The 14,002-nt window shown below is 62.0% G+C and carries 14 protein-coding genes and 1 pseudogene; 7 read left to right on the top strand and 8 right to left on the bottom strand.

The genetic code is table 11. The annotated features are described in order from the left end of the window. Positions 1-99 precede the first annotated feature (99 nt). The gene (locus tag CO667_RS29600; RefSeq protein WP_097621729.1) at positions 100-2,043 is read left to right on the top strand and encodes a TetM/TetW/TetO/TetS family tetracycline resistance ribosomal protection protein; all 1,944 of its coding nucleotides are present in this window, start codon (positions 100-102) and stop codon (positions 2,041-2,043) included. A gap of 359 nt (positions 2,044-2,402) precedes the next feature. Here CO667_RS29600 and CO667_RS29590 read toward each other — a convergent pair whose 3' ends face one another. Continuing rightward, the gene (locus CO667_RS29590) at positions 2,403-3,449 is read right to left on the bottom strand and encodes an NAD(P)-dependent alcohol dehydrogenase (protein WP_097621728.1); all 1,047 of its coding nucleotides are present in this window, start codon (positions 3,447-3,449) and stop codon (positions 2,403-2,405) included. Positions 3,450-3,653: 204 nt separating this feature from the next. Between CO667_RS29590 and CO667_RS29585 the strand changes: the two genes are divergently transcribed. From CO667_RS29585 to CO667_RS29575, 3 genes are all read left to right on the top strand, one after another. After that, positions 3,654-4,562 (top strand): AraC family transcriptional regulator, encoded by a 909-nt coding sequence (locus CO667_RS29585; protein ID WP_097621727.1) that lies wholly within the window; start codon positions 3,654-3,656, stop codon positions 4,560-4,562. A gap of 93 nt (positions 4,563-4,655) precedes the next feature. After that, complete coding sequence (locus tag CO667_RS29580; RefSeq protein ID WP_097621726.1) at positions 4,656-5,708, top strand: glycosyltransferase family 2 protein; 1,053 nt, start codon at positions 4,656-4,658, stop codon at positions 5,706-5,708. Further along, positions 5,708-7,390, top strand: a complete 1,683-nt coding sequence (locus tag CO667_RS29575) for a hypothetical protein (protein WP_097621725.1) — start codon at positions 5,708-5,710, stop codon at positions 7,388-7,390. Before CO667_RS29580 ends, CO667_RS29575 begins: the two co-directional genes overlap by 1 nt. Before the next feature lie 80 nt (positions 7,391-7,470). Here CO667_RS29575 and CO667_RS29570 read toward each other — a convergent pair whose 3' ends face one another. Further along, on the bottom strand, positions 7,471-7,836 hold the full coding sequence (locus CO667_RS29570) for a DUF4087 domain-containing protein (protein WP_097621724.1): 366 nt from the start codon (positions 7,834-7,836) through the stop codon (positions 7,471-7,473). 23 nt (positions 7,837-7,859) lie between these two features. Further along, on the bottom strand, positions 7,860-8,300 hold the full coding sequence (locus CO667_RS29565) for a hypothetical protein (protein ID WP_097621723.1): 441 nt from the start codon (positions 8,298-8,300) through the stop codon (positions 7,860-7,862). A 170-nt stretch (positions 8,301-8,470) separates the two neighbouring features. Here CO667_RS29565 and CO667_RS29560 point away from each other — a divergent pair, with 170 nt between their 5' ends. Genes CO667_RS29560 through CO667_RS29550 form a run of 3 tightly spaced genes read left to right on the top strand, consistent with a single transcriptional unit; the run spans position 8,471 to position 11,062 of the window. Beyond that, positions 8,471-9,136, top strand: coding sequence for a TetR/AcrR family transcriptional regulator C-terminal domain-containing protein (locus CO667_RS29560; RefSeq protein ID WP_012558289.1), 666 nt, complete (start codon positions 8,471-8,473; stop codon positions 9,134-9,136). Positions 9,137-9,185: 49 nt separating this feature from the next. Then, positions 9,186-10,205 (top strand): ketol-acid reductoisomerase, encoded by a 1,020-nt coding sequence (gene ilvC, locus CO667_RS29555; RefSeq protein ID WP_097621722.1) that lies wholly within the window; start codon positions 9,186-9,188, stop codon positions 10,203-10,205. 32 nt (positions 10,206-10,237) lie between these two features. After that, positions 10,238-11,062 (top strand): hypothetical protein, encoded by an 825-nt coding sequence (locus CO667_RS29550; RefSeq protein WP_143540765.1) that lies wholly within the window; start codon positions 10,238-10,240, stop codon positions 11,060-11,062. Positions 11,063-11,104: 42 nt separating this feature from the next. On the opposite strand, the gene CO667_RS29545 is transcribed toward CO667_RS29550, so the two are convergent. The 5 genes and pseudogenes from CO667_RS29545 to CO667_RS29525 all read right to left on the bottom strand — a co-directional run bounded on the left by CO667_RS29545 (position 11,105) and on the right by CO667_RS29525 (position 13,761). Then, positions 11,105-11,692, bottom strand: coding sequence for a class I SAM-dependent methyltransferase (locus CO667_RS29545; RefSeq protein ID WP_097621720.1), 588 nt, complete (start codon positions 11,690-11,692; stop codon positions 11,105-11,107). Next, on the bottom strand, positions 11,682-12,017 hold the full coding sequence (locus tag CO667_RS29540) for a type II toxin-antitoxin system RelE/ParE family toxin (RefSeq protein WP_097621719.1): 336 nt from the start codon (positions 12,015-12,017) through the stop codon (positions 11,682-11,684). The genes CO667_RS29545 and CO667_RS29540 overlap by 11 nt, the downstream gene beginning before the upstream one ends. Beyond that, positions 12,001-12,252: a transcriptional regulator gene (locus CO667_RS29535; RefSeq protein WP_097621718.1), complete on the bottom strand. Its 252-nt coding sequence runs from the start codon at positions 12,250-12,252 to the stop codon at positions 12,001-12,003. Before CO667_RS29535 ends, CO667_RS29540 begins: the two co-directional genes overlap by 17 nt. Before the next feature lie 118 nt (positions 12,253-12,370). Beyond that, a pseudogene (locus tag CO667_RS36035) lies at positions 12,371-12,566 on the bottom strand (PIN domain-containing protein); the annotation flags it as partial. A gap of 94 nt (positions 12,567-12,660) precedes the next feature. Further along, a complete protein-coding gene (locus CO667_RS29525) occupies positions 12,661-13,761 on the bottom strand; it encodes a branched-chain amino acid aminotransferase (protein ID WP_097621717.1) in 1,101 nt (366 codons plus the stop codon). Between the last annotated feature and the right edge of the window lie 241 nt (positions 13,762-14,002).

Here is a 14,002-nt window from a genome sequence, read left to right as displayed (position 1 = left end):
AGTTTCGCATCCAGCTGTCCTGTCACCAGGTAGAGGTCCCAATGCGCCGATTCACTTCTCACGAAAATCACATCCGAAATTCTGAGAAGTTGGTGGTTCATGCGCACTTTGAATCTGGGCATCCTCGCCCATGTGGATGCAGGCAAGACTAGCCTTACCGAAAGACTGCTTTTTAACGCCGGTGTCATCGACAAGCTCGGCAGCGTCGATACCGGCAATACACAGACGGACAATCTCGAACTCGAACGGCAGCGCGGCATGACGATCCGGGCTGCGCTGGTGTCGTTTAAGATCGGCGACAGGACCGTCAATCTGATCGATACGCCCGGACATCCCGATTTCATCGCCGAGGTCGAGCGGGTGCTCGGATTGCTCGACGCCGCGGTCGTCGTCGTTTCGGCGGTCGAAGGTGTGCAGGCGCAGACGCGCGTGCTGGTGCGGGCGTTGCGGCGACTCGGTGTTCCCTTCATCTTTTTCGTCAACAAGGTCGATCGTCTCGGCGCCCGCTATCCGGAGGTGCTGGCGGCGCTTGCCGCGCAATTGCCGGTTCGTCCCATCGCCATGTCGTCCGTCATCGATGCCGGCAGCAAGCTTGCCCGGGTGGCGGCGCTCCATCCGGAATGCGAGCCACTTTTTTCGCCGCTCTGCGAGGCGCTCGGGGAAAACGACGAGGCGTTGCTTGACGACTACGTGCTCGCGCCCGATCGGCTCACCGCGGACAGGCTCCGAGACTGCCTCGCCGATCAGATGGCAAGCGGCCTGGTGCATCCCGTCTTCGCAGGAGCGGCCATGACCGGTGCCGGTATGCCTGCGTTGACCTCGGCCATCGCGACGCTATTGCCTGACCGGCAGCTCGATCCGGACGGGCCGATTGCCGGAAAAATCTTCAAGATCGAGCGCGGCTGGGGCGGGGAAAAGCTATGCTATCTTTCCCTGGCATCGGGCACGGTGCGGCTCCGGCAATATCTGGATCTGCCGAAAGGTCCGGAAAGAATAACCGCGATCCAGATCTTCGAGGCCGGCCGCCGTCATGCGGCCGAGAGCCTGCGCGCCGGGCAGATCGCGTGCGTCAGCGGCCTCACCGGCGCCCGCATCGGCGATGCGGTCGGCGGCGATCCCGTGAGCGGGCGGGTTCATTTCGCGCCGCCGACACTCGAAACCCGCGTCCTTGCCCGGCGGCATTCCGACAAGGCGGCGCTCTGGCTGGCGCTGAACCAGATGGCCGAACAGGATCCCCTGATCAATCTGCGCCGCAATGAGAATGCAGAGGAGGTCTTCGTTTCGCTCTACGGCGAGGTGCAGAAGGAGGTTGTCCAATCGACCCTGCTGACGGATTTCGGCCTTGAGGCAGGCTTCGAGGAAAGCACGGTCATCCTGGTCGAGAGGCCTGTCGGAACCGGGGCCGGCCTGCAGATCCTCTTCAAGGAGCCCAATCCCTTTCTCGCGACCATCGGCCTGCGCGTCGAGTCGCGTCCGCCCGGGACGGGCAACAGCTTCGCGCTCGAGGTGGATGTCGGGCAGATGCCCGTTGCCTTTTACCGGGCGGTCGAGGAAACCGTGTTCGAAACGCTGAAGCAGGGCATTTCAGGCTGGCAGGTCATCGATTGCCACGTGGCGATGACGGCGGCCCGGCATAGTTCGCCCGCAAGCACCGCCGCCGATTTCCGGCAACTGACGCCATGGGTGCTGGCAACGGCGCTATCGGCTGCGGGGACCGTCCTCTGCGAGCCGGTCGACCGTTTTCATCTCGAAACGCCGGCAGAAAGTTTGAGCGGCGTGCTCACCTTGCTTGCAAAATCCGCCGCGACGACGACGGATTCGGTGATTGCCGATGGCGTCGCCCGGCTCGAAGGCACCATGGCGTCTCAGATGGTCCAAAGCATCCAGCAGCAATTGCCGGGGCTGACAAGCGGGGCGGGGACTATGGAAACCGCTTTCGATCATTATGCCCCGATGGCCGGCCAGCCACGCGTCCGCCGGCGTTCGGGGCCTGATCCGTTCAACCCGGTCGAATATCTGCTGCGGCTGCGGGGGAGTGGTTGAGAGGCGCGGTTGGTCGCGAGTGTACTGGATGCCTGGCGCAGGAGCGCGAGAATCAGGATGGAGACGGTGTGCCGTGTGGCACCCCCTCTGTCCTGCCGGACATCTCCCCCACAAGGGTGGAGATCGGCAAGAAGCCATGTCCGGCCCTAAATTCACGGTTCATGCGACGGGCAGTTGTTTGGGGATGCCATTGCGGCCATCCGATCTCCCTCCTTGTGGGGGAGATGCCCGGCAGGGCAGAGGGGGGTGTCCCACGGCAAGCCGGTACGGGATCCAGCCATCGCGTGTCCGCAGGAGAGCCGATGGGGGCCGGCTCATCGTCAAAAAAGGCGGCTCCCGAAGGAGCCGCCCCTCGTTCCTCAGGCAGCCAGCGAGGCGATGTCGATGACGAAGCGGTAGCGGACGTCGCTTTTCAGGACGCGTTCATAGGCTTCGTTGACCTGCTGGATGTTGATCTTCTCGATCTCGGAGACGATGTTGTGTTCGCCGCAGAAGTCGAGCATTTCCTGGGTTTCCTTGATCGAGCCGATCATCGAGCCGGAGATACTCTTGCGGCCGGGGACCAGCGAGAAGGCGTGAACCGGGATCGGGTTTTCGGGAACGCCGACCACGACGAAGGCGCCATCCACCTTCACGAGGCCGAGATAGGCGTTCCAATCGATCTCGGCGCTGACGGTGCAGATGATCAGGTCGAACGTGCCGGCGAGCTTGGTGAAGGTTTCCGGGTCGTTGGTAGCGTAATATTCCTTGGCGCCGAGCTTCAGCCCGTCTTCCTTCTTGGAAAGGCTCTGGGAGAGGACGGTGATATCCGCGCCCATGGCCGAACCCAGCTTGACGCCCATGTGGCCGAGACCGCCCATGCCGACGATCGCGACCTTCTTGCCGGGGCCGGCGTTCCAGTGGCGCAGCGGCGAGTAGAGCGTGATGCCGGCGCAGAGCAGCGGTGCGGAGGCATCGAGCGGAAGATTATCCGGGATGGACATGACATAGCCTTCCCTGACGACGATCGAGTCGGAATAGCCGCCCTGGGTGCGTGTCTTACGGTCGGCCTCGAAATCATTGTAGGTGCCGGCGAGGCCCGGCATATACTGTTCGCGGTCGAGGTCGCGCTCGGCGCAGCCGATGCAGGAATCGACGAAGCAGCCGACGCCGACGCGGTCGCCGACCTTGAACTTGGTGACGGCGGAGCCGACCGCCGAGACGATGCCGGCGATCTCGTGACCCGGCACGATCGGATAGACGGCATTCTTCCATTCGTTGCGGACGGTGTGGATGTCGGAATGGCAGATGCCGGCGAACTTGATGTCGATGACGACGTCATCGGCATTCGGCTCGCGGCGTTCGAAGGTGAACGGGGTCAGCGGTTTGGAAGCGTCGGTTGCGGCGTAGCCTCTTGCAATAGGCATGGGAACCTTCCTTTTCGTTTTTTGGGAGGGGTTGAAGGGATGGCGGACTATTGCCCGGAACGGCGGGAGAGGGTTAGAGCGATCCTCTCAGCTTTTTGCACGATCCTGCAAAAGTGAGGCGCCCGCCTGTTTGCGAAATGGCCAAGGCACTCTAGATAGAGGCGGTATCGACGGTGTCGGCCAGTTGACAGAAAGAGTTGCCGCATGACCTTGCCTTTCAGCCCCTATCAGGAAATCGTCGACATCGCGATGCGCTTTGCACCTGGCGATGGTGAGTTCTCAACTGCGATCGGCAATCTTCACGTCAGTCGCCGGTCGAAGCCGAGCGATCCCTTGCACAGCAGCTACCGGCCCTGTTTCGCCTTCGTGCTGCAGGGGGCCAAGAGCCTGCAGCTCGGCACGGAGCAGATCAGCTACGGCACCGGCGACTATCTCCTGACCTCGCTCGATCTGCCGGTCGCCTGGCGGGTCACGGAGGCGAGCCCCGAGGTTCCCCATCTCTGCCTGGGGCTGGCGATCGATTCCGAGAAGCTGCTGGAGCTGCTCAGCCGCATCGATATTCCGCGCCCGGCCGCCCATACTGACGGGCAGCGCGGAATGGTGGTCAACGTCGCGCCGCCGGAGCTGATGGATGCCGCCGTCCGCCTGCTGCGTTTGCTCGATCGTCCAGGCGACATTCCCGCCATGGCGCCGCTGATCGAGCAGGAAATCCTTTACCGGGTGCTGACCGGACCGCATGGCGCCCGGCTGATCAACATCGCCACGGCAGACAGCCACAGCAACAGGATCGCGCGCGCCGTCGCATGGCTGAAGGAGAATTTTGCGCGGCCGCTGCGCATCGAGGATCTTGCCGACCGCGTCAATATGAGCGTGTCGTCCTTCCATCACCACTTCAAATCGGTGACGGCGATGACGCCGGTGCAGTATCAGAAGCAGCTTCGCCTGCATGAGGCGCGCCGGCTGATGTTCGTCGAGCGCCTCGATGCGGGCACCGCCGGCCACCGCGTCGGTTATCAAAGCCCGTCGCAGTTCAGCCGCGAATATAGCCGCCTCTACGGCGCCTCGCCGGCCCGCGATATCGACGGCACGCGCGAGGTCATAGCGGCGGAATAGTCCGTCGCGCGTCCTTGGGCATCCGATCATTAAAGGATGTTTGACATTTCGTGGCTAGTCTGGCGTCAAACATCCAGCAGGCCCGATGTCCGCATGACGCAAATACCATTTCTCTCCATCGTCGCGCCTTGTCATAACGAGGAAGAGGGCCTGCGCGAGTTCTGCCGCCGCGCCGCCGCCGCTGCTCATAGCGTCGCCGGCGATGCCTTCGAGGTGATTCTTGTCGACGATGGCTCGTCCGACCGCACCTGGGAGATCATTTCGGATCTGGCGGCTGATGTGCCGCAGGTGCTCGGTGTTCGTCTTTTGCGCAATCACGGCCACCAGCTGGCATCGACGGCGGGTCTTTCCGTGTCGCGGGGCGAGCGCGTGCTCCTGATCGACGCCGATCTCCAGGATCCGCCCGAGCTGCTTTTGATGATGGTGCCGATCCTCGAGCGCGGCGCCGACGTCGTTTACGGTCAGCGCACGCGCCGCCAGGGCGAAACCTGGTTCAAGCTCGCCTCCGCCTCGCTTTTCTATCGTGCGCTGTCCAGGCTCGCTTCCGTGACCATTCCGCGCGATGCCGGCGATTTCCGGCTGATGCGCCGGCGCGTCGTCGATATCCTGCTGGCGATGCCGGAGCGAGATCGTTTTATCCGTGGCATGGTCAGCTGGATCGGCGGCAGGCAGGTGGCTCTCCCCTACGAGCGCGACCCTCGTTTTGCCGGTACGACGAAATATCCGCTGCGCAAGATGATCAATTTTGCGCTCGATGCGATCACCAGTTTTTCGACGACGCCGCTGCGTATAGCCACATGGCTTGGCATGATCAGCGCCGGCGTCGCCATCGCGTTGCTCGTCTACACCTTCGTTCGCTGGTTGGAAGGCGAGACGGTCACCGGCTGGTCGTCGATCATGGCCGCCGTCAGCGCCTTCAGCGCCATCCAGCTGATCTGCATCGGCATTATCGGCGAGTATCTCGGCCGTCTCGTGCAGGAGAGCAAGAAGCGGCCGATGTTCATGATCGAGACGGTCCTGCGCGGCAGCGAACGCGCCGAGCTGTCGACGGCCTTTCCGGAGATGAGCGCCGGCGACAAACGTGCCGCGCTGGATGCGGCCTTCGCATCCGATGAGCCGCCGCAAAAGAACAGTCGGATCGGATAATGGACCATATCGCCACACCTGCTGTGGTCGCAGCCGAGCCTGAGGAATCGACTGCCAGACAGGATTCCACCATCGCGATCGTCGCTTTCGTCGCGTTTGCCGCGGCTTTGGTGGTGCTGTTTCGCTTTCCGCCGATTCTCGATTACCCCAATCATTACGCCCGGATCTGGCTCCTTTCGGGCGGGATTGGCGAGCAACCGTTTCCTAAGATCTATGCGGTCGACTGGAACCGCACCTTCACCAATGTCGGGATCGATGTTCTGGCCATCTGGCTGGGGCCGCTTGTCGGCGCCGACAGGCTGGCGCGGGCTTTGCTTTTCCTGGCGATCGTGCTGCCGCCGCTCGGCGCGATCGGCCTGCACCGCGCGCTTTTCGGCGGCCAGCACCACTGGCAGACCGCCATGCTGTCGCTCGGCTGGTGCGCCACCATGATCGGCGGCTTCATCAACTTCCAGATCGGCCTCGGCATGGCGCTCGCCTTCGCCTGCGTCGACCTCCGGCTGCAGGGCGGAAATCCCGCCCTGGTCTTTGCCTGGCGGCTTGCCGCCGCACTGCTGCTGACAGTGATGCACCTCTTCTCGCTTGGCTTCTATATGGCGATCGTCTGCGGCCTCGAATTTTCCTGGCGCGTCGACATATTGCGATCGAAGGCGGATCTCACCAGGCTCGTCGGCCGGTTGGTGCTGGCGCTTGGCGCCTGCGTCCTGCCGCCGCTCGTGCTCTATCTCCGTGCGCCAGCCTTGCCCAATGCCGGTGGCAACGGCCTTGCCCTTGCCTGGAACGATGGCGTCGTGCTGATCCTCATGAATTTGCTCTCCGCTATTACCACCTACGTCCCGCTGGTGGATGTCGTGCTGGTTCTGCCGCTGATCCTCATCTGCACGCGTGCCGCACGCGCGGGTGACATCCGCATTCATGCGGGCCTTGCCGTCGCCGCCGGCGGCCTGCTGCTGCTCTCCAGTGTTTCGCCTCGCCACATGCTCGGCACCGGATGGATCAGCTGGCGCTTTCCGATCATGACGGCGCTCGTCGCCATGGCGATGGTGTGCCCCTTCGCCAATCTCACACGCCGGCAGGCGCTGCTGCTTTCGCTCGTCATCAATCTTGCGGTCTTCGGCCGTACCGGCTGGGTCGGCTGGAACTGGTGGCTGGCACAGAAGGACGTTGCTGCCGTCGAAACTGTGCTCAAGAACGTGCCGGCCGGTGCGGCCGTTCTGCCTCTCGAGCATGACCCCGAGACGGTGAGCAGCATTGCCTACTCCAGCCGGTATTTTTTCATGAGAGAGGAAACCTTCTGGCACCTACCGACGCTTGCCGTGCCCTTCTCGCATGCTTTCGTGCCGACGCTCTTCACCGCAAAAGGCAAGCAGCCGCTGTCGGTTCTGCCAGCATGGTCTGAGATCGCTGTTCCCGAGGGCAATCTGCTGTCGATCGGCGTGCTTTCATGCCCGGCAATGATGCAGGAATATAAGGGCTTCACGCCCTATCTGTCGGATTGGCGCAGACGTTTCGATTTCGTCCTCGTCGCCAATGCCGATATCCCCGACCGCTATGTCGGCACCTTGATGCCGTCGGGGCTGACGCTGGTCGAAGATGCGGGTTTCGCGAAGCTTTATGCGATCGACAAGGCGATGCCGGCAGAGCGTGTCTCGATCCCCGCCGGCTGCGCTGCGGCATCATAGGCGCGGCTCTTCGCGGACCGATTATCCTTGGTTCAAGTCATGGTCGCGGCCGCCATCCGGTCTTCGGGTGATGCGGCTCATCAGCCGGGGAATTTCAGCGCCTTGTCGGCCCGGCATTTGGCGAGCTTTAGCTGGCGGAAGGAGAGGATGCGGGTGATGCGATCCTTGCCATCCGTTTCCACACTCATGCAGGCGCAGGCATAGCCGTAATTGCCGTTGGTTTTGACGTAATCGTGCTCGGAGATGTCGGGGATCAGTTCCATGCCTTCCACCGCGTCGGCATCGTCGCCCTGGGTCATGATCGTCCAGGTGTTCTCCGCATCCTCCAGCCACCAGTTGGCGGGCGTCGGGTTCTCAATCCAGCCGCAGCGGGTCTCGGCCGCCTGTACGTTTGCGGCGATGGCGAGGGCTGCGGTGATGACTGCGGCTGTTATTCGGTATTTCATCGGCGTTTCCTCATCGCCAGATTTCAGTTGTTGATCGCGATGATCGCCCAATGGCTTTGCTCGCAGGCGTCGTCTTCGCAGACCGCGCCCATCCAGACGGCGCCGTTCGCCAGCATGACACCGTCGCTGTTGACGAAGAGATCCTGGTATTGCTGGCGGCCGACGGCGCGGCGCGTTTCCGGCGTCACCAGATCGTCGAAATTGTCGATGAAATCTTCCGCATTCTCCACATCATAGGTCTCACCGTTGGCCTTGACGGTCAGCGGATATTCGGCAAGGCCTGCGATAGCCTCGGCATCGCCTGTGTGCATCGCTTGGACGAGCTGGCGCAGGGGCCGGTCGAAACCCGCGGCGTCGCCGTGCAGCTCCTCGATCCTGCTGTAGACGTCGCTATCCCGCGCGAAGGCGCCGGAGGCGGCGAGGAGCGTTGCCCCGAGCAGGAGAAGGGTAGGCAGGCGCGACATGGAAGGCTCCCGGCAGATGGCGTGGCGCGACATTATGCAATCGTCCGGAGCGCGCCTATCCAATTCTGGCGTCTCACCGCGCTTTCCCGTATAAAAAATCTGTCGGGGCTTCTTGACGGCCTGACCGGTTTATCGCATAAACCTCACGAACCGTACCGTACGGTACTTGCCTGGGAGCCGTGACCGTGTCCGTCGATACCGCAGAGCCGAGCGAATTTTCGCCGCGCCAGAACGCCGTTCTGGAGCAGGCGCTGCGGTTGCTTGTCGATGGCGGCGAGAAGGCGCTGACGACTTCGGGTGTGGCGCGCGCCGCCAATTGCTCCAAGGAAAGCCTCTACAAGTGGTTCGGCGATCGCGACGGGCTGCTGTCGGCGATGATTGCCTACCAGGCGAGCAAGGTGCGGACTTTCGAGCGCAACGGCGAGCGGTTGACGGCGGCGAGCCTGCACGACCATGTCGTCATTTTCGCGCGTGACCTGCTGGAGGTTCTGGCCGGCGACGTCTCGCTGGCGCTGAACCGGCTGGCGATCGGCCAGTCCAACCGCGACGGCTCGAAGCTCGGCAAGCTGCTGCTCGAACGCGGCCGCCGCCAGATCGACCGGCGGGCCATGGCGCTGATCGATGCCGGAAAGAGGGCAGGGCTGCTGCGTTTTTCCGATGCCGACGAGGCTTATCATACGCTTTACGGCCTTGTTGTTTCCGACCTGCATGTGCGCATGCTGCTCGGCGAACCCGGGCTCAAGGATACCGCACGCCAGGCGGAGAGGGCGGTCACCGCCTTCCTCCGGCTCTATGGCACGGACAAGGTTCTGGCGGAGATGCCGGTTCTCGGCTGACCCGCTTTCATGACAGTCAACAAGACAAGCAAAAGGGAAGGAACTTCAAATGCGCGTCTATTACGATCGGGATGCCGATCTCAACCTCATCAAGGCCAAGAAGGTCGCTATCATCGGTTACGGCTCGCAGGGCCGTGCCCATGCGCTGAACCTCAAGGACAGCGGCGCCGGCAACGTCGTCATCGCGCTGAAGGCCGGCTCGCCCACGATCAAGAAGGCCGAAGCCGACGGCTTCCAGGTCAAGACGGTTGCGGACGCCGCCGGCTGGGCGGACCTGATGATGATGGCAACCCCGGACGAGCTGCAGGCCGACATCTACAAGGCCGATATCGCTCCGAACATCCGTGACGGCGCTGCGATTGCCTTCGCACACGGCCTCAACGTTCACTTCGGCCTCATCGAGCCGAAGGCGACCGTCGACGTCGTCATGATCGCCCCGAAAGGCCCGGGCCACACGGTTCGCGGCGAATACCAGAAGGGCGGCGGCGTTCCCTGCCTCGTTGCCGTTCACCAGAACGCTTCCGGCAATGCGCTTGAACTCGCTCTCTCCTACGCCTGCGGCGTCGGCGGCGGCCGTTCGGGCATCATCGAAACCAACTTCCGCGAAGAGTGCGAAACCGACCTCTTCGGCGAACAGGTCGTTCTCTGCGGCGGTCTCGTCGAGCTCATCCGCGCCGGGTTCGAAACGCTCACCGAAGCCGGTTACGCTCCCGAAATGGCCTATTTCGAGTGCCTGCATGAAGTGAAGCTGATCGTCGACCTGATCTATGAAGGCGGCATCGCCAACATGAACTACTCGATCTCGAACACCGCCGAGTGGGGTGAATATGTCTCCGGTCCGCGCATCATCACCGCCGAGACCAAGGCCGAGATGAAGCGCGTCCTCAAGGACATCCAGACCGGCAAGTTCACTTCCGACTGGATGCAGGAATACCGCGCCGGCGGCGCACGCTTCAAGGGCATCCGCCGCCTGAACGACAGCCACCAGATCGAGGAAGTCGGCACGAAGCTCCGCGCCATGATGCCCTGGATCGGCAAGAACAAGCTGGTCGACAAGAGCGTGAACTAAGCGGTTCCGGTGAAATAAAACGGGAGGTCGGAGTGAAAGCTCCGGCCTCCTTTGCTATTGGTGCGTCTGTTGTCGAAGCTGATATTGGATCTGGCGTGTTTGAAGCGATCATGCGGTCGGCAAAGAAGGACCTGGAAGATGGTCTTGGAACCCTCTATCCCGCATTCCTGGAATATCCCTTCCCGTCGTCCCTGGACGCTTCGCCGTTGCGCGACGCCGAGAAAATTCTTACCGCACTCAAGTCCGCGCCTTTGTGCGAGATCCAGGCGGCGGAGCTGGCCGAGTATGCGGCAAGTGCGATAACGACGGTCGGCTCGGCCGATGATTTCAAGCATTTCCTGCCGCGTATCCTGCATTGTGCCGTCCTCAGCCCATCCTCGTATGGTTTCGAGCCGCCGATCATCGCTTCCAAGCTTTTATTGTGCGACTGGCAGCAATGGCCGATAGCCAAACAGACAGCTGTCGCGAATTTTTTCTACTCGGCGTGGGCCTATAAGAGACTGCTGGATCCTGATTTCGATGCGTCGGCTTGGGACTGGATCGTGGCGCTGGCAAGACTCGATCTGCAGTTCGAGGCATGCCTTGATCTATGGCTGAAACAGCCGACGCCGAACGCTTTCATTCAGCTTGCCGGTGCCGATCTTCAAAGCCTCTACCGGGGCAACGGTTTTTGGCAGGATGTCGCGCGGGAAAAGCGCGATCTCGTCCTGGAATGGTTCAAGGGGGATGTGATTGAGAATGCATTCATCGGGCTGATCGATGCGATACCGCCGCAACGGCACTGGATTGTCGATCGCCTCCTCGATGAAATCAGAGAATTGCGACGTCTGCCTTCTCGCGTTGGGGCGCCGGAGTGAGAAAATAGACGTGATGTCCCGCCGGCGCGAAAGCTCCGGCCTTTATCGTTGCGCGTCGATGGTGAGCCAGGGGGTCGGCTTGCCATCATATCCGCCGCCGTCATATTGGCGTATGGCGATATTCCGCCAGCCGCCTTTCGTCAAAAGCTTAGACAGCCATTCGGCGGAGGGATAGTTGTAGTAACGCCCGAAGCCGTCATGGCCCTCCGCATCTCCCGCTTTGAAGCTTGCGTGAAGGAGGCCGCCGGGCCGCAAGGCGCGGCGGATGCGGGAGAAGACGTCGGGCAGTTCAGGCCTCGGGACGTGGAGAAGGCTCGCATGCGCCCAGATGCCGTCGAAGGCGCTGTCGGCGTCGAGCTCTTGGAATAGCATGACCCTGACCGGCCTGCCGATCAACCGTTCCGCCTGTCTTGCCAGCTCGGCCGAGCCATCGGTCGGCGTCACGTCGAAACCTTGCGACAGCATGTAGGCGCTGTCCTGCCCGCCGCCGCAGCCAAGTTCGAGGATTACGCCACCCGGCGCAAGACCGGCGAGGAAGGCTTCGAGCTGTTGCTTGGGCAGGCTGCGCGCCCGATTGGCATATGTCTCGGCGTTTTCCGCGTAAAAGGCGGAGGTCGTGTCACGAGGCATGCGGGTCGGCCGTTCGGGGACGTCGGTTGGATTGGAGATGTCTTTCGGGAAGCCGGTCGGCGCCGATGATGTCGATGACGAGGATGCCGTCCGGTATTTCGCGGTAGAAAGCAACATGGCGCATGTGGAGGAGGCGGCGAAGGCCGGCGCCGAGTTCGTCGCACTCGTCTCCCATGGAGGGCACGCGCGAAAGAAGCACGAAAATCCTGTCCCAATCGAGAAGATAGGCATCCGCCTGCGCCTCGCCGAAATGCAGGCTGGCATATTCGTCAATGCCTGACAGCACGGCGTCCGCGGTTCGGGTCAGCCTATAGGTGGTTGTCACGCAGTTTCGCCTTCGTTTCCAACAGGATGTCGGCAATGCGCCGGTCGCTGATGCCGCTCTCCTCAGCCAGCCTCAGAATCTCACGTATTTCGTCGTCATCAAGCTTGCGATGATCCTGGTCCTTCAGGATGAGTTCCGTCAGATATGTGCTGGCACTCTCGTATCTGCCGCTTGCGACACGGCGCGCGACGTAATCCGCCAGATTATCCGGAAGCGAGATCGTCATTTTCGCCATTGAATTTGCTGCCGCCCGTCCATGCCGGCTTTCAGCTGTCCCTGATGCCAGATTACCATTCCCTCCACTGTGATAGAAGCGTTAACCGCCGCCGTCGAGCACTTGGGTCACATGAAGGTCAGTCTTTTTTATCGATGTAGAGGACGCGCTCGAGGCCCTTGAAATGGGCATCGCATGTCAGGATATCGGCATTGTGGCTCGGCCGTCGCATAGATGATCGTGTCGGCGGTGGCGAGTTTGTGGGCTGTCGATATTTCGGCGGCAAGGCGGGCAAGCGTCGCGCCGAGGGGCACCTCCACGCATCTTGCGGTGTGCATGTTGCCGGCCCCGGCGGCTTTTGCGGGCGACGCGGAAAGCGGCGCCCACCATGTCGGTGTTGACGCCGCCTTCGCGTGGAGCGTCCGTGGTTCAGGCCGGGATAAGGCGCGTCCAGCCACGCTCATCGTTCGTTACGCCTTTCTGCAGACTGACGAGCTGCTGGCGCAGTTCGCTGGTCAATTTGCCGGTCTGTCCGTCTCCGACCAGAAACTCGCCACCGGCATGTCGAACCAGGCCGATGCCCGCCAGGACCGCGGCAGTGCCGCAAGCGAAGGCTTCGACGAGCTTGCCACTGGCAGCATCGGCCTGCCATTCCGCGAAGGAGTAGGGACGCTGCTCGACGCGCAAGCCCTTTTCTCCAGCGAGCGTGATTACCGAGGCCCGGGTGATACCCGGCAGGATCGTGCCGCCCAGAGGCGGGGTGACCACCGATCCGTCATTCATGACGAAGAAGACGTTCATGCCGCCGAGTTCCTCGACCCAGCGATGCTCTGCTGCATCCAGGAAGACGACCTGATCGCAATCCTTCTTCGCGGCTTCCGCTTGCGCCACGAGGCTGGCTGCGTAGTTTCCGCCGCATTTTGCAGCACCGGTGCCGCCGGCGGCTGCGCGGGTGTATTCGGTCTCGACCCATAGGGAGACCGCCTTCGCGCCGCCTTTGAAGTAGGCGCCGACCGGAGAGGCGATGATGCAGAAGATATATTCCTGCGCCGGACGAACGCCGAGGAACGCCTCGTTGGCGAACATGAAGGGGCGAAGGTAGAGGCTGGCGTCGCCTGATGGAATCCAGGCCTTGTCAACGCGGACCAGTTCTTCGACCGCCTTCAGGAAGAGTCCTTCGGGCACGGGAGGCATTGCCATGCGGGTCGCCGACTGCGCGAAGCGGCGGGCGTTCTCTTCAGGCCGAAAGAGCAGAATCCGGCCATCATCCGCCTTGTAGGCTTTCATGCCCTCGAAGATTTCCTGAGCGTAGTGCAGCACGGCGCTCGCAGGATCGAGCTCCAGAGGGCGCCTCGGTGTAACCTTCGCATCGTGCCAGCCCTTGTCGGCAGTCCATCGTGCCAGGACCATATGATCCGTGAAGACCTTGCCGAAGCCGGGCGTCTCCAGAGCTTGGATGCGGTCAGCGTCGGAGACGGGAGACTTGTGGAGTTCGATTTTGATTTCAGGAGAGGCCGACGTCACGGTCATTGCTGGCACCTTGATAGTACATTGAATAGTGGCGGCGACACTACTGCCGCCGGGCTGGTTTTGGAAAGGTCTGAATCAGCCGGTTTCGGCTTTGATCAGAGGAATAATCGCTTGAGGTGACCGACGTCGAGCAGCAAATTCGGGTTGAGCGTGTCACCATGACAAGAAAATAGGTCAGTATTGTTGACATAAATTACCCGGCATGGTCTGCTGGGGGAATAGAAAAATATGAGGAAACCCC

The organism is Rhizobium sp. L43, from assembly GCF_002531725.1.
Classification (GTDB): Bacteria; Pseudomonadota; Alphaproteobacteria; order Rhizobiales; family Rhizobiaceae; genus Rhizobium.
The sequence above is the reverse complement of the archived record's forward strand: the minus strand, read 5'-3'. Positions and strand labels throughout refer to the sequence as shown.

Bases quoted from the DNA above. Each gene is read 5' to 3' on its own strand.
- CO667_RS29570 (WP_097621724.1), bottom strand. From the start codon at position 7,836: ATGAAATACCGAATAACAGCCGCAGTCATCACCGCAGCCCTCGCCATC.
- CO667_RS29565 (WP_097621723.1), bottom strand. From the start codon at position 8,300: ATGTCGCGCCTGCCTACCCTTCTCCTGCTCGGGGCAACGCTCCTCGCC.
- CO667_RS29575 (WP_097621725.1), top strand. From the start codon at position 5,708: ATGGACCATATCGCCACACCTGCTGTGGTCGCAGCCGAGCCTGAGGAA.
- CO667_RS29600 (WP_097621729.1), top strand. From the start codon at position 100: ATGCGCACTTTGAATCTGGGCATCCTCGCCCATGTGGATGCAGGCAAG.
- CO667_RS29525 (WP_097621717.1), bottom strand. From the start codon at position 13,761: ATGACCGTGACGTCGGCCTCTCCTGAAATCAAAATCGAACTCCACAAG.
- ilvC (WP_097621722.1), top strand. From the start codon at position 9,186: ATGCGCGTCTATTACGATCGGGATGCCGATCTCAACCTCATCAAGGCC.
- CO667_RS29590 (WP_097621728.1), bottom strand. From the start codon at position 3,449: ATGCCTATTGCAAGAGGCTACGCCGCAACCGACGCTTCCAAACCGCTG.
- CO667_RS29580 (WP_097621726.1), top strand. From the start codon at position 4,656: ATGACGCAAATACCATTTCTCTCCATCGTCGCGCCTTGTCATAACGAG.
- CO667_RS29545 (WP_097621720.1), bottom strand. From the start codon at position 11,692: ATGCCTCGTGACACGACCTCCGCCTTTTACGCGGAAAACGCCGAGACA.
- CO667_RS29585 (WP_097621727.1), top strand. From the start codon at position 3,654: ATGACCTTGCCTTTCAGCCCCTATCAGGAAATCGTCGACATCGCGATG.
- CO667_RS29535 (WP_097621718.1), bottom strand. From the start codon at position 12,252: ATGGCGAAAATGACGATCTCGCTTCCGGATAATCTGGCGGATTACGTC.